We start from the raw sequence: 19,809 nt of genomic DNA on the forward strand, positions 1-19,809 counted from the left end.
ATCCCCTCACTGGGACGCGCGAAGCCGCCCGCTGCCCACGCGGAAAACCCCACGCTGGTACGAGACAGGACGCCGACGCGGCACGGCGCGGTCGGCGAGATCAGGGGCGGCCCGGCTCCCGGGGCCGCCAGAGCCCGCCGTCGATATTAGAGGGTGCGCGGCTACGGCGAAACCGAGCTGACCAGCAGCATGAACAGCAGCGCCACCGCGACGATGCCGACACATGCCGCCACCAGGACCAACGTGTGCTGCGGCAGCCGCCGCGCGACCGGCTCGGCCGTTCGGCGGCCGGCGGCCCGCTCCGGCTCGGCGGACGGCGCGGGCGGTTCCGTGAGGTACGGCGGCAGGTACACGGTCGAGCTGAAGGCGGGCGCGGCGAGCACCGACGGCGGCTCGTACCCGGCCGGGGTCAGGTGGTCCCACACCGCGGCCTGCTCCTCCTGCGGCGGCGCCCATCGGGCGGTCTCGTCCGGCGCGACGGGCGGCACGTCGCCCGCCCACGCCGCGGGCGGCTCGACGTCGCGCAGCCGCCGCGCCCAGGAGTCCTCCGGCACCGGGTCGGGCTGGGGCACGACAGTCGGCGGCGGCTCCGCGGGTCGTTGCCGCCCGGCGAGCTCCACCGGGGAGATCGGGGTGTCCGGGATCAGGCCGACGCCGCACCGGTGGCGCGGGTCGGCGACGGCCCGGCTCGCCGCGGTGATCATCGTGTGCACCGGATCGGCGGGGTCGAGCCCCGCGGCATGCTCGCGGGCCTCGGTGAGCAGCTCGTGCGCGTCGTTGAAGCCGCCGCAGTCGCGCCACATGGCGGCCAGCCGCAACTGCATCCGGATGCCGACCGGATGCGCCGAGCCGTGCCGCCGCCGGTGCTCGTCGATCACCGTGGCCAGGCGCAGGCGCGCCGTCACGCAGTGGCCCTGGGCGTGCTCGACGGTGGCCAGGTCGCCGCGCGCGGCCAGCACCCGGTCCGAGTCCGGCCCGTCGAGCTCGGCGTACGCGGCGATGAGGTCGAGGTAACGCTGCACCGCGCGGGCGTGCACACCCACCCTGGCCAGCACCGCGGCCAGCAGCCCGAGCGCGTGCAGGGTGCGCCGGTCGCGCTTGCCGTACAGCGCCCGCGACGCCGCGAAGCCGTACGCGGCCCAGCCCCGGGCGGCGTACGGCTCCCCCAGCCCGAGCAGCACCCCGGTCTGCAGCACCACCGCCTCGGCGACGACCGGACTGGCCTGGGCCGGGTCGGTGGGCACCGTGCCCAGCGCCGCGGACAGCAGATCGTGCGCGGCCGACAGCGTCCCGGCCGCGACGTGTTCGCGCGCCCGTGCCACCACGTGCTCTCCGACCGGCATCGCCGCCCGCACCCCCTCGTCACCCGTTCGCGGACCGCCACCATGCCGCGTGGAGGCCCTCGGGCGCCAGCCCCGGGAGGGTTACGTCACCAACCTGACCCGCCACCGCCGACCGGCGAACGGTCGGCGGCGGCGGCGGAGCGCCTCGCTCAGACGACCGGCAGCGGCGAGCTGACATCCAGGATGATCTTCCACTTGCCGCGCTCGCGGACGAAGGTGAGCGCGTTGTAGAAGTGCTGCTTGAAGCCCACCGACGGGATGGCCAGCGTGAAGTCGACCACCAGCGTCGCGCCGCGGCAGCCGTCGATGTGCTTGCTCACCTCGGGGAACGTGGCCGTGAAGGCATAGGTGAACAGCCCGGTGAAGTTGGCCTGGATGGCGGCCTTGTCCTTGCGGTACGCCCCGTTGGAGCCGATCTGCACGGCGTCGTCGTGGTAGTACGCCATGACCGCGGGCAGGTCCTTGGCCAGGAAGACCGCGTCGAAGTCCGCCACCGCGGCATCGAAGTGCCGCTCGCAGCCGCGCGCCGTGTCGCCCGCGCCCGCACCCGCGGCGCCGGGCACCGCCAGCAGCACCGCCAGGCCCAGCGCCGCCATTGCCGCCGCATACCACTTGCGCACGTTTCCTCCAGCTGTCCAGGTGAGACAGTCGCTCACATCGACCACGATCATAAGAAGTTGATCGATACGCGCACCTTGGACGATCAGCCCGACAACGCGGCACGGTCGGCGGCCACGTCCGCGCGAAATCGGGACCCGGGACGGCCCGCTGCCGGTGTAGGTCCGACCGCGCGGGCCGCCGCCCGCGCACGACCCGGCCTAGGATCGGGCCATGACCCGCCCGGAGACGCCGCATCCCTGGCCGAGATTCCCCGACCGCCACCAGGCCGACCCCGACCGGCTGGCGATCATCCTGCCGGGCGGCGGCTACACGCCCGCCCGGCCGCTGCTGCACCTGGCCCGCAACGTGCTCGCCCATCACGGCTGGAGCGTGCGGGAGCTGTGGTGGACCCCGCCCGCCACCATCGACATGGACGAGCGCGCCGCCTGGGTCGTCGCGCAGGCCGTCGCCGCCGTCGAGGCCGAGTCCGCGAAACGCATCATGCTGGTGGGCAAGTCGCTGGGCACGTTCGCCGCGCCCGTCGCCGCCGAGCGCGGCCTGCCCGCGATCTGGCTCACGCCCCTGCTGTTCCACTCCTCGGTGGTCGACGCGCTCGGCGCCACCGAGGCGCCCACCCAGCTCATCGGCGGCACCGGCGACCACTCCTGGGACCCCCGGCTGGCCGACGACCTGGGCCTGGCCTGCCTGGAGCTGCCGGGCGCGGACCACGCGCTGGAGCACCCGGACGACCCGGTCCGCAGCGCGGAGAACCTGGTCCGTGTCACCCGCTGCATGCACGGGTTCGTGGCCGGGCTGTGAGCGGCAGGCGGACGGCCCGCGGCCGCAACCGGACCCGGTGCGGCTCGCCGGGTCCGGCACGCGAGCACGCGAACCCGAGCCCTCGCGGATGAAGGCCTCCCGGCTGGTGTCGCTGCTGCTCACGTTGCAGCAGCGGCGTTCGGTGCGGGCCGCCGAGCTGGCGTCGCTGTTCGAGGTGTCGGTGCGCACCGTGTACCGCGACGTCGCCGCGCTGCAGGCTGCCGGTGTGCCGCTGTGGACCGAGCCCGGCCGGGCCGGCGGCATCCGGCTGCTGGAGGGCTGGCGCACCCGCCTCGACGGGCTCACCGGAGCGGAGGCGGCCGCGCTGTTCGCCGGCGCGGCCCCGGAGGCGCTCGCCGAGCTGGGCCTCGGTTCGGTGCTGCTGGCCGCGCAGGCCAAGGTGCTCGCGACGCTGCCCGAGCCGCTGCGCGACCGGGCCCGCACCATCGCCCAGCGGTTCCACCTGGACGCGCCCGGCTGGTTCCACCGCGGCGAGGAGCTGCCGCACCTGATGACCGTCGCCGAGGCGGTGTGGGAGCAGCGCCGCATCACCGTGCGCTACCGCCGCGCCGACAGTTCGGTACGCCGCGAGCTGGAGCCGTACGGCCTGGTCCTCAAGGCCGGTGTCTGGTATCTCGTCGCCCGGGTGCCGGCCGACGATGCCGTGCGCACCTACCGGCTGGCCCGGGTCGTCGCCGTCGAGGCGGCGGGTGAGGTGTTCGAGCGGCCCGAGCAGTTCCGGCTCGCGCAGTGGTGGGCGGAGTCGGCCGCCTCGTTCGACCGTTCGCTGCTGCGCGACCTGGTCCGGCTCCGGGTGAGCCCGCGCGGCCTGCGCCTGCTGCCGCTGGTCACCGACCCCGCGGCCCGCGGCGAGGCCGTCCGGCACACCGGCCCGCCCGATGCGCAGGGCTGGTGCGAGGTGGAACTGGCCGTCGAGTCACCGACCGTCGCGCTCGGCCAGCTGCTCCCGCTGGGCGCCGAGGTCGAGATCCTGGCCCCCGCGGGGCTGCGGGCCGAGTTCGCCGCCGTGGGCGCGGCGATCGCGGCCCGCCACGCCTGAGTCGGGCAGTCATACCTCGGCGCGCGGCCACATCATTTTTGCTGTACGTACATCAATATTGATGTGGCCGCGTCACGCCATATCCCCCGCCAACCGCTCACGGAGCGATGCCCGACCACCGGCTAGCGGTAGCCGGCAGGGTCGATCGGGCCGTTCTCGGCCGTGCCGTGCTCGGCGAAGTAGCTCCAGATGTCGGGGACCGAGCCGTCCACGTCGGTGAGCCCGTACGCCCGCGCGAGCGCCGTGCTGGACAGCGAGCTGCCGGTCCACCGGGCGCGGTCGGGGTCGGCCGCCAGCGCCGCCACGCCCCGGCCCAGGTAGGCGGGGGTCTCCGACAGGATGAAGTGCGGCTCCTTGGCCGCCCCGTCGCGCCAGTTCTGCTCGGTGACGCCGAAGTGGTCGAGCATCGCCTCCGAGCGCAGGAAACCCGGCGTGACCACGACCGCGGTCCCGTCGTACGGCTTGAGCTCGGCGGACTGGGCCAGGGCGATCCGCGACACCGAGGTCTTGGTCAGGTCGTAGAAGAAGGAGTCGCGGTACTTGCGGTTGAACTCGTCGGTGCCGTCGGTGACCTCGACGACCAGCCCGCCCGGGTGGCGGACCAGCAGCGGCAGCGCGGCGTGGCTGGTGATGATGTGGGTGTGCAGGCCGAGTTCGAGCATGCGCAGGCCGCCGTCGAGCGACTGCTCCCACAGCGGCTTGCCCCACTCGGCATAGCCGTCGCCGCCCCATACGTCGTTGACCAGGATGTCCAGCCGCCCGTGCGCGGCGTCGACCTGCGCCACCAGCGCCCTGACCTCGTCGGGCACCAGGTGGTCGACGCGCACCGCGATGCCTTCGCCGCCGGCCGCGGTGACCAGGTCGGCGGTGTCCTCGATGGTCTCCGGCCGGTCCATCTCGGACCGCTGCGCGCGGGTGCTGCGACCGGTGACGTACACGGTCGCGCCCGCCCGGCCGAGTTCGACCGCGATCGCCCGCCCGCACCCGCGGGTCGCGCCCGCCACCAGGGCGATCTTTCCGTGAAGGTTCTCCTGCATGGGTCCATCGTCGCGGCATTTCCTGACACTTCCCGTCAGGTTTGCCCCGGCGTTTCAGCGCCCCGGCTCGGCATACTGACCGCGTGCTGATCGTGTTCTCCGGGCTGCCCGGGTCCGGCAAGACCACGCTGAGCCGGCCGGTCGCCGCCGCGCTCGGCGCGACCTGGCTGCGGGTGGACGCCATCGAGTCGGCCATGTGGCGAGCCGGGGTGGACCCGGCACAGCCCACCGGCCTGGCCGCTTACGTGGTGGCCGACGCCCTGGCCGACGCGCACCTGGCCGTCGGCGCGACGGTGGTGGTCGACGCGGTCAACGCGGTCGAGCCGGCGCGGGCCGGGTGGCGCGAACTCGCCGCGCGGCACGGCGCCGTGATGCACGCCATCGAAGTGGTGTGCGGCGATGAGGCCGAGCACCGCCGCCGGGTGCAGGCCCGGGTTCCCGAGCACGACCAGGCGTTCCAGCCCAGCTGGGACGAGGTGCGGGCGCGGGAGTTCACCCCGTGGCGGCAGCCGCGCCTGCTCGTGGACACCTGTGCGGGCGACACGCCCGCAAACGTGCGTCTCATATTGGGGGCCATTCGCGGGCACGCCGCGCCCGCGTGAGCTAGCGTCGGGCCCATGCCTATTCGCACCGCAACAGCCCGCTGGCAGGGAACGCTCACCGAGGGGTCCGGCACCATCGCGACCGGCAAGGGTGGCCTGCAGGGCAACTATTCGTTCAAGTCCCGTTTCGAGGAGGGTGAGGGCACCAACCCCGAGGAGCTCATCGCCGCCGCGCACTCCGGCTGTTTCTCCATGGCGTTCTCCAAGCAGCTGTCGGACGCGGGCTTCCCGCCCAACGCCGTGGTGACCAACGCCAACGTCCACCTGGACAAGACCGATGCCGGCATGACCGTGACCCGGATCGACCTGGTCACCACCGGCGACGTGCCCGGCATCGACGAGGCGCAGTTCCAGAAACTCGCCGAGGCCGCCAAGGCCGGTTGCCCGATCTCCCGCCTGCTGTCGCCCGGCGCCGAGATCACCCTCAGCGCCACGCTCCAGGCGTGACCCGAGCCCGGCGCGGCCGCTGACCAGCGCTCGCGCCGGGACACCGGACCAGACCTGCCACCGGGTCGGGACCAGCGGCCAGCCCGCCGGTCCCGGCCCGGTCGTGTCTCCGACCTGTCAGGCCGGGCGGCGGGCGACCGTGAGCAGGTGCGAGCCCGCGCCCCACAGCTCGCGTACGCCTTCGAGCTCGCGCATCATCGCCAGCGCCTGCGCGGTCCGCTGCTCGTCGGCGAGAATCTCCGGCAGCCGCGCCATCATCCACAGCGGACCCTCGACCGCGGCGATCCGCTCCAGCTCCAGCCCGGCCTCGGCCACCTCGACCGGCAGCTCGTCCGGCCGGTGGAAGTACGCGGTGGTGAACCAGTTCGGCACCGCGTCAGGGTTGCGGTGCACGCCGGTGGCGAGAGCACCTTCCACCATCCCGGCGAACACCGGGTCGTCGAGGTGGCCCTTGGCGAAACCGTCGAGCAGCGAGGCGTACCGGCTGATCGTCGCCGCGAGCACCAGCCCGCCGGGGCGCACCACGCGGCCGGCCTCGCGCCAGGCCGCGATCCGGTCGGCCCGGTCGATCAGGTGGTACAGCGGACCGAACAGCAGCACCACGTGCCGGCTCGCGTCGGGCTCGTCGAGCCGGCGGGCGTCGCCCACGGCCGCGGTCACCCCGGGCAGCGCCGACGCCGCCGCCACGTGCTCGGGCAGCGGATCGACGACGTGCACGGCGTGCCCGGCGGCGGCCAGCGGGCCCGCGTACACGCCGGTGGCCCCGCCGACGTCGAGCACGGCCAGCGGGCCGGGCGGCAGCAGCCTGGCGAGCAGGTCCCAGGTGCGCAGGAACTCCCAGCGCCCGGACCCCGCGTCGAGGCGGCGGGTCTCCCCGCCGCGCTGGTAGTACCGGGTGACCTCAGTCAGCATGCCGGTGATCCTGCGCGGTCGCGCCGGACCCGGCAAACGGGTTTCGGCCGGTGAGCGCCGCGGTCAGCAGCTCGATGTCGGCACGGTCCTTGTCGCGGCGGGGCAGGCCGGGCACCCATACCGGCATCATCTGTTTGATCTCCGCGATCGCCGCGAGCTGCAACTCTGTCCGAACGTCCACATCGCGATGGTAGGCAGCGCCGGTAGTCTCACCGCGTGACGGAGCCGCAACTGCTGGTGCCCCCGACCCTGGGCGTCGTCGCGTCGATCGGCGACCTGGCCGAGGGCCGGGCCTGGCTGGACGCGCTGCCGGAACTCATCGGCGAATTGCGCGACGCCTGGTCACTGCGGCTGGGCGCGCCCTGGACCGGTGGCTCCTGCTCCTGGGTCGCGCCCGCAGAACTCCCCGACGGCCGCGCGGCCGTCCTGAAGATCAGCTGGCCGCATCCGGAGATGATGGGCGAGGCCGCCGCGCTGCGCGTGTGGCAGGGGCACGGCGTGGCCACCCTGCACGCGCACGACGGCGTACGGCACGCGATGCTGCTGGAACGGGTGGACCCCGGCACGACACTCGGCGACCGCGACTGGCTGCCCGCCGAGGAGCGGCTGCTCGTCGCGGCGCGGCTGCTGGCCCGGCTGTGGTCGGCACCGGTCGGCGACGCGAGCGGGTTCGACCTGCTGAGCCACGTGACCGCCCGCTGGGCCGGGCTGGTCGAGCAGCGCATGGAACGGCTGCGGCCCGGCTTCGATCCCGGGCTGGTGGCGCACGGCATCCGGCTGCTGCGCGAGCTGCCCACCACGGCGCTACGGCGGGTGCTGGTGCACGGCGACATCAATCCCGGCAACATCCTCGCCGGGCAGCGCGAGCCGTGGCTGGTCATCGACCCCAAGCCGATGTACGGCGACCCGGGCTACGACCCGTGGAAGCTCGTCGAGCAGATCGACGACCCGTTCCGGCACCCGGACCCCGCCGCCGTGCTGCGGCGGCGGTTCGCGATCTTCGGCGAGGTCACCGGCGAGGACCCGGCGCGGCTGGCGGCCTGGGCCACGGCCCGGCGGGTCGAGGACTCGCTGTGGTGGGTCTCCCGAGGCAACCAGCCCAGCCACCGCGCCATGGCCGAAGCAGCCGTCCTGGCCTCCGTCGCCGGCCTGTGACCGCCCGCCCACCGCCAAGCCCCCCGCTCCCCCCACACGCCCCGCCAGCGGCGATTAAGAAGGTGCCCTTCCTCTACGAAATGCGATGGAAAGGTGCCCTTCCTTACTGGACTTCGAGGAAGGCGCCGGCGGCGCGGGCGGCGCGGTCGGGGTCGGCGGCGCGGATGGCCTCGACGAGGTCGTCGTGGGCGACGTACTTGTCGGGGGTGAGGGTCTCGCCGATCTGCTGGCTGAGGCTGGCCCGCAGCGCGCCGCCGAACGAGGCGTAGAGCTCGGCGAGCATGGCGTTGTGCGCGGCCGCGACGATCACGACGTGCAGGTCGGCGTCGGTGGCCACGAACGCCGCCGCGTCGCCGCCGCGCCACAGCTGCTCGCGCCGGGCCAGCAGCGCGTCCATCTTCTCCAGGTCGGCGGGCGTACGCCGAACCGCCGCGAGCCGCGCCGCCTCGACCTCGAAGGCGCGGCGCACCTCGACGGCCTCGGCGACCTCGGCGGCGGCCAGCCTGCGGGCGACCACTCCGGTGAGCTCGTGGGCGGCGGTGACGTAGGTGCCGGACCCCTGACGGCACTCCAGGACGCCGGCGTGCACCAGGGCGCGCACCGCCTCGCGGACCGTGTTGCGGCCCACGCCCAGCGCCGCGACCAGGTCGGGCTCGGTGGGGATGCGGCTGCCGACGGGCCATTCGCCGGTCGCGACCTGCGTGCGCAGCTGCTCGATGACCTGGGGCACCAGGGTCTGGCGGGAGGGGGTGCGCAGTGTCATTGCTTACATCTCCGGTCCGAAATTCATCCCATGATTCTACGATCGGAGGTATGCCACCGCCAGTCACCGCCGTCGAAACGCCGCCGATCGTGTCGCCGATGATCGCACCTTCGGTGACCCGGCCGACACCAGCCGTACCGGCACCGCGCTCCGCGGTGCTGATCCTGGTCGGCATCCTGCTCGTCGCGCTCAACCTGCGCGCCGCCATCACCAGCCTCGGCGCGCTGCTCGACGAGGTGACCACCGGCCTGCACCTGTCCGGCACCGTCGCCGGTGTCATCACCACGCTGCCCGCCCTGGCCTTCGCGGCCTTCGGCGCGTTCACGCCGTGGCTGGCCCGGCGCATGTCCCCGGCCCGCATCCTGGTCGGCGCAATGGGGCTGCTGGCCGTGGGCCAGCTGCTGCGGGCGGTCAGCGGCTCGCCGTGGACGTTCGTGCTCACCAGCGCGATCGCGCTGGCCGGCATCGCCATCGCCAACGTGCTGCTGCCCGTGCTGGTCAAGGAGCACTTCCCGCACCGGGCGGGGATGATGACCGGCGTCTACTCGATGACGCTGATCCTCGGCACCACCACGGCGTCGGCGGCCTCCGTGCCGATCGCGCACGCCGTCGGCGACTGGCGCGCCGGGCTAGGCGTCTGGGCGCTGCTGGCCGCCGTGGCGGTCTTGCCCTGGCTGGGCCCCGCCCTGCGGCGTACGCCCGGGTCGGCGGGCACCGGGCAGGCGACCCGGACCCGAATCCGGCCCGCGCAGACCCGGTTGGGCTGGGCGATGGCGATCTACTTCGGCGCGCAGTCGCTGTCCGGGTACGCCACCATGGGCTGGCTGGCGAAGATGTTCCGCGACGCGGCGTTCACGCCCACCGACGCCGGGCTGCTGCTGGCCGGGGTGACCGCGATCGGGGTGCCGTTCGCGCTGCTCATGCCGACGCTGGCCGGCCGGCTGCGGGACCTGCGGCCGCTGGTGCTGCTGATGTCCGCCGCGATGATCGCCTCCTACCTCGGCCTGGCGCTGGCCCCGCACGCGGGCGCGATCGCCTGGGTGGCCCTGCTCGCCCTCGGCCAGGCCGCGTTCCCCCTCGCTCTGGCGATGATCGGGATGCGGGCACGCACCGGCGAGGGCGTGGTGGCGCTGTCGGCGTTCGCGCAGAGCACCGGTTACCTGATCGCCGCGCTCGGCCCGCTGCTGGTCGGCGTGCTGCACGAAGTGACCGGCGGCTGGCAGCTGCCGCTCGGCTTCCTCATCGTCGCCGCGGTGGTGCAGGCGTTCGCCGGGCTGGCCGCCGCGCGGCCCCGTTACCTGGAGGACGAGGCGGGGCTGGTCAACGGCGAGCGGGCCGTCCCGGCGCCCGCGTCATGATCGCGGTCACAAAGCTCCCTGCACTGCAGGCCGGGATGGTTGGGTAAGGACCGTGACCCCCGCACCGGCCCAGCGACGCACCCTGATCCTGGTCCTCGGCAGCATGTCCGCCTTCGGCGCGCTGTCGTTCGACATGTACCTGCCCGCCTTCCCCACCATCGCCGCCGACCTGCGCGTGTCCCCCGCGGCCGTGCAGCTCACGCTCACCGTGGCGCTGATCGGCATCGCGCTGGGCCAGTTCGTCATGGGGCCGCTGTCGGACCGCTGGGGCCGGCGCAGGCCGATCATCGCGGGCACCGTGCTGTTCTTCGTGTCCTCCCTGCTGATCACCCTCGCCCCGACCATCGAGGTGATGACCGCGCTGCGGCTGGTCCAGGGCTTCGCGGGCGGCATCGGCATCGCGATCTCCCGCGCCGTGGTACGCGACCTGTACTCCGGCGCCGAGGCGTCGCGCTTCTTCTCCCGGCTCACCCTGGTCTTCGGCGTCGCACCGGTGATCGCGCCCACCATCGGCGCGGCCGTGCTGGAGTTCACCAGCTGGCGCGGCGTGTTCGCGCTGCTCGCCCTGTACGGGCTGGTGATGGTGGTGGTCGGGTGGCGGTTCCTGCCCGAGACGCTGCCCGCCGAGCGCCGCCGCACCGGTGGGCTGGCCGAGGTCGGCAGCGGCTTCAAGGTGCTGGCCGCCGACCGCCGGTTCTGGGGATACACCGCCGCGCAGGGGCTGACCTTCGCCGGGATGTTCGCCTACCTGTCCAGCGGCTCGTTCGTGCTGCAGGAGGTGTACGGCGTCTCCGCGCAGGCGTACGGGCTGATCTTCGGGTTGAACGCGCTCGGCCTGGTCGCGGTCGGGCAGCTCAACGCACGCCTGGTCGGCCGGCGCACCCCGCGGGCGCTGCTGTTCGCGGCGCTGGCCGGGGCGGTCGCCGCCGGGATCCTCATGATCGGCGGTGCGGGCCTGCACAGCCTGACCATCGTGGTGGCCATGCTGTTCGTCTACATCGCCAGCCTGGGCATGGTCGCTCCGAACAGCACCGCGCTCGCGCTGGACGGCCATGCGCAGATGGCGGGCACCGCCGCCGCGCTGATGGGCGCGGTGCAGTCGGTGATCGGCGCGATCGCGGGCCCGATCGTGGCCGCGCTCGGCGCGTCCAGCGGCATGCCGATGGCGGCGGCCATGTTCGGCTTCGCGGCCCTGTCCGTGCTCACCGCCACCGTGCTGACCCGCCCCGCCCGGCCGAGCCTCGCCTGATCGCCGTCCAACCTTGACGCCGTCGCTCGCGTACGGCATGATGGGAGCGCTTCCATCTTTAGATGTCTATGCGATAGACATCACCCCTCCGGTGTGGACCGGGGCCCGGCGCCGCAATCCGCCGGGCCCCGAGGGCTTGTGCGATCCCACCCACGCCCGGTGATCCACCGGCGGTAGCCTGCGAGCATGGCCGACGCGACCCGCAGCACGCTGTACCGACCGCTGACCTCGCGCTCACCCGACGAGCCGCACCGGGCCGCCACCCCGCTGGAGCTGTTCTTCGACCTGTGTTTCGTGGTCGCCGTCGCCCAGGCCGCCAACGAGCTGCACCACGCGGTCGCCGAGAACCACCTCGGGCAGGGCGTGCTCGGCTTCCTGCTGGTGTTCTTCGCGATCTGGTGGGCCTGGGTCAACTTCAGCTGGTTCGCCTCCGCGTACGACAACGACGACGTCGCCTACCGGCTGACCACCCTGGTGCAGATCGCGGGCGCGCTGATCCTCGCCGCGGGCGTGCCCCGTGCCTTCGAGCACGCCGACTGGAAGCTCATCACCCTCGGCTACGTGGTGATGCGCCTGGCCATGGTCACCCAGTGGCTGCGGGTACGGCGCGACGACCCGCCCCGCCGCGCGACCGCGACACGGTTCGCCGTCGGCATCCTGCTGGTCCAGGTCGGCTGGGTGCTGCGGCTGCTGCTGCCGCCCCAGTGGGGGCTGATCTCGTTCTTCGTGCTGGTGGTGTGCGAGCTGCTGGTGCCGCTGTGGGCCGAGCGCGGCAGGCCGACCCGCTGGCACCCGCACCACATCGCCGAGCGCTACAGCCTGTTCACGCTGATCGTGCTCGGCGAGTCCGTGCTGGCGGCGACGGTGGCCATCGAGTCCGCGTCCGGCACCGGCTACACCACCGCACTGGTCTGGCTGGCCGCGGCCGGGCTGGTCATCGTTTTCGCGATGTGGTGGCTCTACTTCGACCGCCCCGCCCACGACCTGTTGACCTCGTTCCGGCGGGCCTTCCAGTGGGGCTACGGCCACTACTTCATCCTGGCCTCGGCCGCGGCGGTCGGCGCGGGGCTGGCCGTCGCGGCCGACTACGACACCCACATGGCGCACGTGTCCGGAGTGGTCGCGGCGTACGCCGTCGCCGTGCCGGTCGCGGTGTACCTGGTCAGCCTGTGGCTGCTGCAGATCTGCCCGCACCACCGCGGCCTGGTGGTGTACGCGTTTCCCGGCACCGTCGTGCTCGTGCTCCTGGCCCCGTTCACTCCCGCGCCGATCCAGGTGATCGCCGTACTGATGGCCGCGCTGGTCGCCGTCGTGGTGCTCGCCGGGCGCGGGGTCAGTGCGGGGACCAGCGGAAGTCGGGGCGGCGGCGTTCCACGAAGGCGGTGATGCCCTCGGCGGCCTCGCCCGACTCGGCCATCTGGCGGTGCCAGTAGGACACCCGGGTGTCGTCGTGGTGGCCGTCACCGGCCATCGTCACGATCTCCTTCGCCGCGACCTGGGTCAGCAGCGACCGGGACGCCAGCGTCGCGGCGAACGCCGCGACCCGCTCGGCGAGCCGGTCGGCGGGGTGCAGCTCGTCGACCAGGCCTACCTGCAGCGCCCGGTCGGCGTCGATCAGCTCGGCGGAGTAGAGCAGGTGCTTGGCCGCCGACGGGCCGATCAGCGCCACCAGCCGCCGGGTCGTCGGCGCGGGGTACACGATGCCGAGCCGGGCCGGGGTCACCCCGAACCGGCTGCCCTCGGCCGCGAACCGCAGGTCGCAGGCGACCGCGAGCTGGCAGCCGCCGCCCACGCAGTCGCCCTCGATCGCGGCCAGCGTCGGTTTCGGAAACCGGGCCAGCCGCTCCTCGGCCAGCACCGCCAGGCTGCGGTCCCCGTCGGCGATCAGCCGGTCCACCTCGGTGATGTCGGCCCCGGCGCAGAACGTGCCGCCCGCGCCGGTCAGCACGAGCACGCGGACGTCAGGGTCGCCGGCGAGTTCGTCGAGCAGCTCGGGCAGCCGGGCCCACATGTCGTTGGTCATCGCGTTGCGCCGCGCCGGGTTGACGAACCGGATCGTCGCGACGTGCCCCGACAGCTCCAGGTCCAGGCGGGGCGGCGCGGCGGCGGACTGCTCGGTCACCTGGCGGCCTTTCTGCAGGTATGGCGGGCGGGTGCATCGTGCCACAATGCCGGACGTGGATGAGCGGAGATCGCCGAAGGTGCTGTCCCTGGCGTGGGGCGAGATCGAGATCGAGGGCGTGGGCGAGGTCAAGGACGCCGTGCTGTACCCGGGCGGCGGCGGCGAGTGGGACTGGCGGGTCAACGGCACCCGGCACTCCCCCGGCATCCAGCCCGCTGACGTCGAGCCGCTGCTCGCGGCGGGTGCGACCACGGTGGTGCTGTCACAGGGCCAGCAGCTGATGCTGGAGGTGATGCCGGAGACCGAGGACTACCTGGCCGAGCGCGGCATCGACGTGCACATCGCCGAGACCCGGGAGGCGGTGCGCGTCTACAACCTGCTGGCCGACGCGGGCGTGCGGGTGGGCGCGCTGCTGCACTCCACCTGTTAGCCCATGGAGACGCGGTCCAGCCAGCCTTCCAGCAGCGCGCGGTCGCCGTGCACGTGGACCTGTGCGAAGTCGAGCGGCAGCCGCCGGTAGAGGATCAGCAGCAGCTCGGTCAGCGGCGCCTGCAGCGCCACGTCGGCCTTCTCGTGTCCGTGCCGCCAGGTCACGCCGTCGGGGGTGAGCTCGATCAGCCACTCGGCGTCGAGTCCCTCGACGGTGTCGGTGGCGTGCAGGTGGATCGAGCGCGCCGGGCCGAAGAGTTCGGGCAGCTTCTTGAACACCCGCGTGCCCAGTTGCGGGTCGGTGGCCAGTTCCAGCAGCTCGTCGAGGGCGTCCGCGGCCAGGTCCGGCGCGATGGTGTAGCCCGCGCCGGTGGTCAGCGCGGCGTCCGCGCGGTGCACGAGGATGTCGCAGGCCGCCCGGCGGGCCCAGAACGTCAGCGTCCGCGGCATGCCGAAGATCTCGGCCACGTCCTGCGCGTCGCGTTCGCGCAGCGTCCGGGCGTACGCGTCCGCCCCGTCCTGCATCCAGGCGGTCAGCGTGTCCGGGTCGTCGGTGTCGGGCACCCCGGCCCGGGTGGGGTCGCCGATCGCGGGTCGTGGACCGGGCTCGCCGCGCACCGCGGCGTCGGTCATGTGCACGTTGCCGCCGACGTGCCGGACCAGGTCGGCCAGTGTCCACTGCGGGCAGGTCGGCACCTTCGCGCTCAGGTCGTCGCCCGGCAGCACCTCGCGCAGCAGCGCGGTCTGGGCGGACACCTCGTCGCAGTACCGGTCATAGGTCAGCCGTGCCATGCCACCAACCTAACCGCAGGTCGGCGACGACGATCACGGGTACGCGGTGAGCGTGTTCCGCTCACCGCGTACCCGCCGTTATCTCAGAGCTTGCGGATGTTGGCCGCCTGCGGGCCCTTCTGGCCCTGGGTGATCTCGAACTCGACCCGCTGGTTCTCGTCGAGGCTCCGGTAGCCGTTGGACTGGATCGCGGAGAAGTGCGCGAACACGTCCGCTCCGCCGCCGTCCGGGGTGATGAAGCCGAAGCCCTTTTCCGCGTTGAACCACTTCACGGTGCCGACAGCCATGTCAGATACTCCTTGGTGAGGCTGCGAGTCCACTTCGTGTGAACTCTTCGCCTCCCGCACCGCACCAATGCGGACAGCGCCCGGGTCGTTTCTCGGGCGCTTCGGATATACGGGAGGACGAGGTTATAACTCGGGGAATGTAACACGTATGCGCACCCGAACTGCGCCGATGAACATCGTGTCGCCGCGTGTCCGATCAGGGGGTCAGGCCGGGCGCAGCGCGCGTTTCTCGCGGTAGAGCTCCTCGTCGGCGGCCCGCACCACGGCGTCGAGGTCGCCGCCCGCGGGCAGCGCCGCCCAGCCCATGCTCATGCCCACCGGGGTCCCGGGCACCAGCGCCTCCCAGTCCTCGCCCACCACCGCGGCGATGATGCGCCCGCCGACCTCGCGGGCCTCGGCCAGGCCGGTCTCCGGCAGGATGACCATGAACTCGTCCCCGCCGAACCGGGCGGGCAGGTCCTGGCCGCGCACGCTCTGCGCGAGCAGCCCGGCGATGCGCTGCAGCACCAGGTCGCCCGAGTTGTGGCCGTGGGTGTCGTTGACGGCCTTGAACCCGTCCAGGTCGATCAGGCCCACCGCCGCGGCCGCGCCGCGGCCGGCCAGCTCGGCGGCGAACGCCTTGATGCGCCGCCGGTTGGGCAGGCCGGTCAGCGGGTCGCTCATCGCCGCGTCGGCGTGCTCCTGCGCGATCTGCCGCAGCCGGTCCTGGTCGAGGCGGGCGTTGACGCTGTCGATGTACCGGTCGCGCAGCGTGCCGTCGTCGCGGGTGATGATCCGCACCATGGCCCGTTCGGCCTCCACCGCGCCCGCGTGGTCGCCGATGCGCGACAGCGCGATCGAGCGCAGCCGGTGCGGTTCGGCCTCGCCGAGCCAGGTGCCGCTCGCCGCGGGCTCCCCGAGCAGGCGCAGCGCCTCGTCGGGCCGGTCGGCCGCGATCGCCTCGCACACCGCGGTCAGGTAGACGACCTGCGAGAACGACCGGTCGGGGCTGTCCGGCGTGGTCCCGCCGGGCGCGGGCTCACCGGCGGGGCGGTGGCCGAACACGGCGAGCCGGGCCGCGGCATACCGCAGATAGGTCCGGTCGGACACGGTCAGGTCCGCCTCGGCCGCCCGGCCGAAGGTCACCACTTCCCACAGCTCGCGTACGCAGTCGTCGGACATGCCCTGGTGGTCGCGCGCCACCGCCGAGCGCACCAGCGTCTCCAGGCAGGCGCAGTCGGCCTCGGCGATGCCCGCGGCCACGCACACGCGCCGGCCCGCCCGCATCGCCTCGACCGCCTTGGCGTGGAAGCCCATCGCCGAATACGTCACCGACATGTCGTGCCAGGTGCTCACCGCGGCCTGGTTGGCCTCGGTCATGCCGCGCAGCATCCGTTCGGCCTGCACCAGGTTGCTGACCGCGGTGCTCATCGACCCGTCGGCGAACGCCGCGTACGCGGCGAGCACGTGGTATTCACCGCTGAGCCGCGGGTGGTGGCCCGCCTGCCGCAGCAGCTCGCCGATCCGGTCCAGCAGCGGTGCCGGGCGCGCGGCGCCGCCCTGGTTGAGCAGGCCCGCGACCTTCTCGATGAGGGCCTGGGCGACCCGCAGCGGATCGCCGGACTCGGCGGCGATGCGGTCGGCGAGCGCGATGGCCTCAGCCGAGCGGCCCGCCACGAGCAGGTCGCGGAACGTCACCCACTCCGCGGCCAGCTCCTCGCCGTGCGCGCGGGCGGGCGGGTCGTCTCGCCTAGCCACGCCTCATTCCACCTTCTTCAGCCACCGCCCGACGGTGATTCCCCGTGCGGCGTCCGGCCAGGTCCGGGCCGCGCGGCAACCGTCCGGTCACCGCGCGGCCCGGCGCTCAGTCCAGCACCGCCACCGGGGCGTCGGCGGTCGCGACCCCGGCGGGGAGATCCACAGTACGCCGGGGTCCGGTGAACCACTTCCGCGCGGAGACGATCCACCACACCCCGATCAGCAGCATCACCGTACCGACTGCGATCGGCGCGTAGTTCACCGCGGACCAGTCGAACTCGTCGCTGAACGGCACCCCGGCCGGCACGGTCGGCAGGATGAAGTACACCGAGATCACGATGATCTCGATGGAGGCGATCCAGCCCAGCACCTTGTAGCGCTTGCCCAGGGTCCACGGGCCCGGCTCGAAGCTGTCTCCGGCCTTCAGCCGGAGCATGATCGGGATGAGGAAGGCCAGGTAGAGGCCGATCACGGCGACGGAGACGACCGCGTAGAAGGCGATCGGCGCGCCGTTCTTCTGGTACAGCGCGGGCAGGGTGAGCAGCCCGCCCGCGACGCAGCCCGCGACGACGGCCCAGACCGGGGTGCCGTTGCGGTCCAGCCGGGTCCACAGCCGCCAGCCGGGCACCGCGCCGTCCCGGCTGAACGCGTACATCATCCGGCTCATGCTCGTCACGCAGCTCATGCCGCAGAAGAACTGCCCCACGACGGAGATGATGATCACGACCTTGAAGAAGCCCGAGGACAGCGCACCCTGCAGCAGCACCCCGACGAAGCCGTAGCCCTCGGTGACCGCGCCCGCGTCGTCGACCGCGAACAGGAGCGCCAGCAGCAGGATCCAGCCGCCGATCGCGGAGTAGAAGATGGACCGCCACAGCGCCTTGGCCGCGTTGAGCGCCGCCCCGCGGGTCTCCTCGGCCACGTGCGCGCAGGCGTCGAACCCGGTGATCGTGTACTGCGTGAGCAGGCCGCCCAGGGGCAGCACGTACAGCCAGAAGCCCAGGCCCGAGGTGCTGCCGCCGGTGAAGCCGTTGCCGTTGATCGTCTCGGTGAACACGAACGACGGGCTCTGGTGGCTGGTCGGCACCACGATCAGGATGGCCACGATGACGGCCGCGCCGAACACGTGCCACCAGACCGAGATGTCCTGCAGCCGGTTGATGATCCGCGCGCCGAAGATGTTGATCAGCGCGTGCAGCACCAGGATGCCCAGGAACAGGTAGAACGCCTGGGTGAAGGTCCCCGCCCAGCCCGGCACGGTGTTGGCCAGCACCAGGTTGAGGAAGGTGGCGCAGCCGTAGTCGACCGACGCGGTGACCGCGACCAGGCCGATCAGGTTGAACCAGCCGGTGAACCAGCCGTGCACCGGCCGCCCGAGCTTCGCCGCCCACCAGTAGATGCCGCCCGCGGTCGGATACGCCGAGACCAGCTCCGACAGGCACAGCCCGATGACCAGGATGAACGCGGAGATGATCGGCCAGCCCCAGGAGATGGCGATCGGGCCGCCGTTCATCCAGGCCTGGCCGAACGTGGTGAAGCAGCCGGCCAGGATCGAGATGATCGAGAACGAGATGGCGAAGTTGGAGAAGCCGCTCCACCCACGGTGCAGTTCCTGCTTGTAGCCGAGTTCGGCGAGTCGTGCGGAGTCGCTGTCTGCTGTCTGCGCGGGATCACTCATGGCTGCCCCTTCTGGCGCTCGACGATGCACGAGTGTCCAGCGCCATAGAGACATATGGCAATACTCCGTTGGGCCGATCGCCCGTGCGGCCAGGGCTACACCTTTCCGGCCATGATGAGGTTGTAGTACTCGATGATCTTGTAACCGAGAAAGAACGCGATCGCGACGGCGAACAGCCAGGCCAGGACGGCGTACGTCCGGGGAAAGCGCCGCGACAGGCGGGGCCGGTCGCGCACCGCCCGCCACGCGCCGCCGAACCAGGGACTGCGACTGAACCACTGGGTGACGCGCCAGTACAGGGTGGTGCGCACGGGTTCGGCGTCCTTGCGCATCCACTCCGGCAGCGATGAGCCTTCTCTGGTCATGGGCGGCCATTCTTCCGGACAGCGTCACTCTCCGCTGACCCCTCCGCCTCCACCTGCGCTTTCGCACACCGCCGCAGCCCGGGGCCCGTCGGCCTTCGGGGCATTCGCCGAGAATATGATGGTTCATCCGGCACGTCGGGGCACACCGGCGCAGTTCGCCTGGTTACCTGGAGTACCGGCTCAACAGGCTCGCAGGAGGTGCCGCATGTCGCGCGTGATCCGTGCCGCGCTGGTCCAGACGACCTGGACGGGTGACAAGGAATCGATGATCAAAGCGCATGAGGAGTATGCGCGGCAGGCCGCCGCCCAGGGCGCAAAGGTGATCTGTTTCCAGGAGTTGTTCTACGGGCCGTATTTCTGCCAGGTGCAGGACGCGCGGTACTACTCGTATGCGGAGTCGATTCCGGGTCCGACGACGGAGCGGTTCCAGGCCCTGGCCAGGGAGCTGGGCATGGTGATGGTGCTGCCGATGTACGAGCAGGAGCAGCCGGGTGTCCTGTACAACACGGCGGCGGTGGTCGATGCGGACGGCAGCTACCTGGGCAAGTACCGCAAGACCCACATCCCGCAGGTGAAGGGCTTTTGGGAGAAGTTCTACTTCCGGCCGGGCAATCTCGGCTACCCCGTGTTCGACACCGCGGTCGGCAAGGTCGGGGTGTACATCTGCTACGACCGGCACTTCCCGGAGGGTTGGCGGGCGCTGGGTCTCAACGGGGCGCAGATCGTGTTCAACCCGTCGGCGACCAGCCGTGGGCTGTCGTCGTATCTGTGGCAGCTGGAGCAGCCCGCCTCGGCGGTGGCCAACGAGTACTTCATCGGGGCGATCAACCGGGTCGGTATCGAGGATCTGGGCGACGACGACTTCTACGGCACGTCCTACTTCGTCGACCCCGAGGGCGCGTTCGTCGGCGACACGGCCGACGCGCACCAGCCGGAACTGCTGGTCCGGGACCTGGACCTGGACCTGCTGGACACGGTGCGCGACCGGTGGCAGTTCTACCGGGACCGCCGGCCGGACGCCTACGGCCCGCTGACCCAGGCCTGAGGAGGCACG

At 72.5% G+C, this 19,809-nt stretch carries 22 protein-coding genes; 10 read left to right on the top strand and 12 right to left on the bottom strand.

All coding sequences use genetic code 11. The annotated features are described in order from the left end of the window. Positions 1-161: 161 nt before the first annotated feature. Both ACFQO7_RS19105 and ACFQO7_RS19110 read right to left on the bottom strand, forming a co-directional pair. Positions 162-1,325, bottom strand: coding sequence for a hypothetical protein (locus ACFQO7_RS19105; RefSeq protein ID WP_376807616.1), 1,164 nt, complete (start codon positions 1,323-1,325; stop codon positions 162-164). Between the two features lie 167 nt (positions 1,326-1,492). Continuing rightward, positions 1,493-1,963, bottom strand: a complete 471-nt coding sequence (locus tag ACFQO7_RS19110) for a YybH family protein (RefSeq protein ID WP_376807617.1) — start codon at positions 1,961-1,963, stop codon at positions 1,493-1,495. A 211-nt stretch (positions 1,964-2,174) separates the two neighbouring features. Between ACFQO7_RS19110 and ACFQO7_RS19115 the strand changes: the two genes are divergently transcribed. Both ACFQO7_RS19115 and ACFQO7_RS19120 read left to right on the top strand, forming a co-directional pair. Then, positions 2,175-2,762, top strand: a complete 588-nt coding sequence (locus tag ACFQO7_RS19115) for an alpha/beta hydrolase (RefSeq protein ID WP_376807618.1) — start codon at positions 2,175-2,177, stop codon at positions 2,760-2,762. Between the two features lie 88 nt (positions 2,763-2,850). Continuing rightward, on the top strand, positions 2,851-3,822 hold the full coding sequence (locus ACFQO7_RS19120) for a helix-turn-helix transcriptional regulator (protein WP_376807619.1): 972 nt from the start codon (positions 2,851-2,853) through the stop codon (positions 3,820-3,822). Positions 3,823-3,944: 122 nt separating this feature from the next. Here the strand turns inward: ACFQO7_RS19120 and ACFQO7_RS19125 are convergent, their stop codons facing one another. Next, entirely contained in the window at positions 3,945-4,859 is a 915-nt protein-coding gene (locus ACFQO7_RS19125) for an SDR family oxidoreductase (RefSeq protein WP_376807620.1), read from the bottom strand. 83 nt (positions 4,860-4,942) lie between these two features. On the opposite strand from ACFQO7_RS19125, the gene ACFQO7_RS19130 reads away from it, so the two are divergent. After that, positions 4,943-5,461 carry a P-loop nucleotide/nucleoside kinase family protein gene (locus ACFQO7_RS19130; protein WP_376807621.1) on the top strand — a complete coding sequence of 173 codons (519 nt, stop codon included), beginning with the start codon at positions 4,943-4,945 and terminating at the stop codon, positions 5,459-5,461. Between the two features lie 15 nt (positions 5,462-5,476). Then, entirely contained in the window at positions 5,477-5,908 is a 432-nt protein-coding gene (locus ACFQO7_RS19135; protein WP_203698443.1) for an OsmC family protein, read from the top strand. A gap of 117 nt (positions 5,909-6,025) precedes the next feature. Here the strand turns inward: ACFQO7_RS19135 and ACFQO7_RS19140 are convergent, their stop codons facing one another. Beyond that, complete coding sequence (locus ACFQO7_RS19140) at positions 6,026-6,820, bottom strand: class I SAM-dependent methyltransferase (protein WP_376807622.1); 795 nt, start codon at positions 6,818-6,820, stop codon at positions 6,026-6,028. After that, a complete protein-coding gene (locus ACFQO7_RS19145; RefSeq protein WP_376807623.1) occupies positions 6,810-7,001 on the bottom strand; it encodes a hypothetical protein in 192 nt (63 codons plus the stop codon). Before ACFQO7_RS19145 ends, ACFQO7_RS19140 begins: the two co-directional genes overlap by 11 nt. A gap of 35 nt (positions 7,002-7,036) precedes the next feature. Between ACFQO7_RS19145 and ACFQO7_RS19150 the strand changes: the two genes are divergently transcribed. Further along, on the top strand, positions 7,037-7,975 hold the full coding sequence (locus ACFQO7_RS19150; RefSeq protein WP_376807624.1) for an aminoglycoside phosphotransferase family protein: 939 nt from the start codon (positions 7,037-7,039) through the stop codon (positions 7,973-7,975). A 103-nt stretch (positions 7,976-8,078) separates the two neighbouring features. Here ACFQO7_RS19150 and ACFQO7_RS19155 read toward each other — a convergent pair whose 3' ends face one another. Then, the gene (locus ACFQO7_RS19155) at positions 8,079-8,738 is read right to left on the bottom strand and encodes a FadR/GntR family transcriptional regulator (protein WP_376807625.1); all 660 of its coding nucleotides are present in this window, start codon (positions 8,736-8,738) and stop codon (positions 8,079-8,081) included. A 98-nt stretch (positions 8,739-8,836) separates the two neighbouring features. On the opposite strand from ACFQO7_RS19155, the gene ACFQO7_RS19160 reads away from it, so the two are divergent. The 3 genes from ACFQO7_RS19160 to ACFQO7_RS19170 all read left to right on the top strand — a co-directional run bounded on the left by ACFQO7_RS19160 (position 8,837) and on the right by ACFQO7_RS19170 (position 12,731). Further along, on the top strand, positions 8,837-10,096 hold the full coding sequence (locus ACFQO7_RS19160; protein WP_376807699.1) for a CynX/NimT family MFS transporter: 1,260 nt from the start codon (positions 8,837-8,839) through the stop codon (positions 10,094-10,096). A gap of 52 nt (positions 10,097-10,148) precedes the next feature. Then, a complete protein-coding gene (locus tag ACFQO7_RS19165; RefSeq protein ID WP_376807626.1) occupies positions 10,149-11,345 on the top strand; it encodes a multidrug effflux MFS transporter in 1,197 nt (398 codons plus the stop codon). A gap of 186 nt (positions 11,346-11,531) precedes the next feature. Next, positions 11,532-12,731, top strand: a complete 1,200-nt coding sequence (locus tag ACFQO7_RS19170; protein ID WP_376807627.1) for a low temperature requirement protein A — start codon at positions 11,532-11,534, stop codon at positions 12,729-12,731. On the opposite strand, the gene ACFQO7_RS19175 is transcribed toward ACFQO7_RS19170, so the two are convergent. Beyond that, a complete protein-coding gene (locus ACFQO7_RS19175; protein ID WP_376807628.1) occupies positions 12,679-13,467 on the bottom strand; it encodes an enoyl-CoA hydratase/isomerase family protein in 789 nt (262 codons plus the stop codon). The genes ACFQO7_RS19170 and ACFQO7_RS19175 overlap by 53 nt on opposite strands. Before the next feature lie 55 nt (positions 13,468-13,522). Between ACFQO7_RS19175 and ACFQO7_RS19180 the strand changes: the two genes are divergently transcribed. Further along, positions 13,523-13,897 (top strand): Mth938-like domain-containing protein, encoded by a 375-nt coding sequence (locus ACFQO7_RS19180; protein ID WP_376807629.1) that lies wholly within the window; start codon positions 13,523-13,525, stop codon positions 13,895-13,897. On the opposite strand, the gene ACFQO7_RS19185 is transcribed toward ACFQO7_RS19180, so the two are convergent. From ACFQO7_RS19185 to ACFQO7_RS19205, 5 genes are all read right to left on the bottom strand, one after another. Beyond that, positions 13,894-14,688: a maleylpyruvate isomerase family mycothiol-dependent enzyme gene (locus ACFQO7_RS19185; RefSeq protein WP_376807630.1), complete on the bottom strand. Its 795-nt coding sequence runs from the start codon at positions 14,686-14,688 to the stop codon at positions 13,894-13,896. The two genes, ACFQO7_RS19180 and ACFQO7_RS19185, sit on opposite strands and share 4 nt — an antisense overlap. An 83-nt stretch (positions 14,689-14,771) precedes the next feature. Beyond that, positions 14,772-14,975, bottom strand: a complete 204-nt coding sequence (gene cspE, locus ACFQO7_RS19190) for a transcription antiterminator/RNA stability regulator CspE (RefSeq protein ID WP_360536781.1) — start codon at positions 14,973-14,975, stop codon at positions 14,772-14,774. A 204-nt stretch (positions 14,976-15,179) separates the two neighbouring features. After that, positions 15,180-16,712 (bottom strand): GGDEF domain-containing protein, encoded by a 1,533-nt coding sequence (locus ACFQO7_RS19195; protein WP_376807631.1) that lies wholly within the window; start codon positions 16,710-16,712, stop codon positions 15,180-15,182. 106 nt (positions 16,713-16,818) lie between these two features. Continuing rightward, complete coding sequence (locus ACFQO7_RS19200) at positions 16,819-18,390, bottom strand: amino acid permease (protein ID WP_376807632.1); 1,572 nt, start codon at positions 18,388-18,390, stop codon at positions 16,819-16,821. A 95-nt stretch (positions 18,391-18,485) separates the two neighbouring features. Beyond that, positions 18,486-18,755: a hypothetical protein gene (locus ACFQO7_RS19205; RefSeq protein WP_360536773.1), complete on the bottom strand. Its 270-nt coding sequence runs from the start codon at positions 18,753-18,755 to the stop codon at positions 18,486-18,488. Between the two features lie 205 nt (positions 18,756-18,960). Here ACFQO7_RS19205 and ACFQO7_RS19210 point away from each other — a divergent pair, with 205 nt between their 5' ends. After that, positions 18,961-19,800, top strand: coding sequence for a nitrilase-related carbon-nitrogen hydrolase (locus ACFQO7_RS19210; RefSeq protein ID WP_376807633.1), 840 nt, complete (start codon positions 18,961-18,963; stop codon positions 19,798-19,800). The last annotated feature ends 9 nt before the right edge of the window (positions 19,801-19,809 follow it).

It is taken from the genome of Catellatospora aurea, assembly GCF_042663325.1.
GTDB lineage: Bacteria > Actinomycetota > Actinomycetes > Mycobacteriales > Micromonosporaceae > Catellatospora > Catellatospora aurea.

Excerpts from the sequence above, each read along its gene's own strand:
- ACFQO7_RS19115 (WP_376807618.1), top strand. The coding sequence starts at position 2,175 with ATGACCCGCCCGGAGACGCCGCATCCCTGGCCGAGATTCCCCGACCGC.
- ACFQO7_RS19120 (WP_376807619.1), top strand. The coding sequence starts at position 2,851 with ATGAAGGCCTCCCGGCTGGTGTCGCTGCTGCTCACGTTGCAGCAGCGG.
- ACFQO7_RS19125 (WP_376807620.1), bottom strand. The coding sequence starts at position 4,859 with ATGCAGGAGAACCTTCACGGAAAGATCGCCCTGGTGGCGGGCGCGACC.
- ACFQO7_RS19135 (WP_203698443.1), top strand. The coding sequence starts at position 5,477 with ATGCCTATTCGCACCGCAACAGCCCGCTGGCAGGGAACGCTCACCGAG.
- ACFQO7_RS19140 (WP_376807622.1), bottom strand. The coding sequence starts at position 6,820 with ATGCTGACTGAGGTCACCCGGTACTACCAGCGCGGCGGGGAGACCCGC.
- ACFQO7_RS19155 (WP_376807625.1), bottom strand. The coding sequence starts at position 8,738 with ATGACACTGCGCACCCCCTCCCGCCAGACCCTGGTGCCCCAGGTCATC.
- ACFQO7_RS19160 (WP_376807699.1), top strand. The coding sequence starts at position 8,837 with ATGATCGCACCTTCGGTGACCCGGCCGACACCAGCCGTACCGGCACCG.
- ACFQO7_RS19170 (WP_376807627.1), top strand. The coding sequence starts at position 11,532 with ATGGCCGACGCGACCCGCAGCACGCTGTACCGACCGCTGACCTCGCGC.
- ACFQO7_RS19185 (WP_376807630.1), bottom strand. The coding sequence starts at position 14,688 with ATGGCACGGCTGACCTATGACCGGTACTGCGACGAGGTGTCCGCCCAG.
- cspE (WP_360536781.1), bottom strand. The coding sequence starts at position 14,975 with ATGGCTGTCGGCACCGTGAAGTGGTTCAACGCGGAAAAGGGCTTCGGC.
- ACFQO7_RS19200 (WP_376807632.1), bottom strand. The coding sequence starts at position 18,390 with ATGAGTGATCCCGCGCAGACAGCAGACAGCGACTCCGCACGACTCGCC.
- ACFQO7_RS19205 (WP_360536773.1), bottom strand. The coding sequence starts at position 18,755 with ATGACCAGAGAAGGCTCATCGCTGCCGGAGTGGATGCGCAAGGACGCC.
- ACFQO7_RS19210 (WP_376807633.1), top strand. The coding sequence starts at position 18,961 with ATGTCGCGCGTGATCCGTGCCGCGCTGGTCCAGACGACCTGGACGGGT.